This window comes from Massilia sp. TSP1-1-2, from assembly GCF_049896185.1.
Taxonomy (GTDB): domain Bacteria; phylum Pseudomonadota; class Gammaproteobacteria; order Burkholderiales; family Burkholderiaceae_D; genus Telluria_A.
The window spans coordinates 1,993-3,278 of the sequence record NZ_JAFCTU010000031.1 but is presented as its reverse complement, the minus strand read 5'-3'; the positions used below and the strand labels follow the sequence as shown (position 1 = coordinate 3,278).

The following is a 1,286-nucleotide window of genomic DNA, read 5'->3' as shown; positions in this document are numbered from 1 at the left end:
AGCTATGTCGGGGGCACCTTCACCGGCGCCCACGGCACTGTGGTACTGCAGACGAACGGCCAGTGGACTTACAACGCCAGTTCGGCGCACAACGAGTTTGTCGGTGGTACGTCCTATACCGATGTCTTCAATGTCAAGAGCGCGGACGGCACGGCGACCACGATTGCCGTCAACATCCTTGGCACCAACGATGCTGCGATGCTCAGCACGGCTGTCGTACCGTTGACCGAATCGGACGCCATCCTGACCGCATCGGGCACCCTGACCGCCAGCGATATCGATAGCGCCGCAACCTACATCGCGGGCACCTTCACCGGCACTCACGGCACGGTGGTGCTGCAGACCAACGGCCAGTGGACCTACGAAGCGAATTCGGAACACAACGAGTTTGTCGATGGCACCACTTACACCGATGTGTTCACCGTCAAGAGCGCTGACGGCACGTCGACGACGATTACCGTCAATATCTTGGGCACCAACGACGCTGCGGTGCTGAGCACCGCTGTGGTACCACTCACCGAATCTAATGTCGTCCTGACCGCATCGGGCACGCTGACCGTTACCGATATCGACAACTCTGCAAGCTATGTCGGAGGTACCTTCACCGGCACCCACGGCACGGTGGTGCTGCAGGCCAACGGCCAATGGACCTATGAGGCGAATTCGGCACACAACGAGTTTGTCGATGGCACCACTTACACCGATGTGTTCAACGTCAAGAGCGCTGACGGCACGGCTACGACGATCACCGTCAACATCCTGGGCACCAACGACACAGCGGTGCTGAGCACCGCTATGGTACCGTTGACCGAATCGGACGTCGTCCTGACCGCATCGGGCACGCTGACCGTTACCGATATCGACAGCTCCGCAAGCTATGTCGGGGGCACCTTCACCGGCACTCACGGCACGGTGGTGCTGCAGACCAACGGCCAATGGACCTATGAGGCGAGTTCGGCTCACAATGAATTTGTTGACGGCACTACTTACACCGACGTTTTCAACGTCAAGAGCGCCGACGGCACGGCGACCACGATTACCGTCAACATCCTGGGTACCAACGACGCTGCGGTGCTAAGCACGGCGGTGGTACCACTCACCGAATCTGATGTCGTCCTGACCGCATCGGGCACGCTGACCGTCACCGATATCGACAGTTCCGCAAGCTATGTCGGGGGCACCTTTACCGGCGCCTACGGCACTGTAGTACTGCAGACGAACGGCCAGTGGACTTACAACGCCAGTTCGGCACACAACGAGTTTGTCGGTGGTACGACTTATACCGA

Annotated in this window: 1 protein-coding gene; it reads left to right on the top strand. The window is 59.3% G+C overall.

The annotated features are described in order from the left end of the window. The coding region (locus ACP7BV_RS21440; RefSeq protein WP_426106675.1) for a VCBS domain-containing protein at nt 1-1,286 on the top strand (1,286 nt) is incomplete at both ends.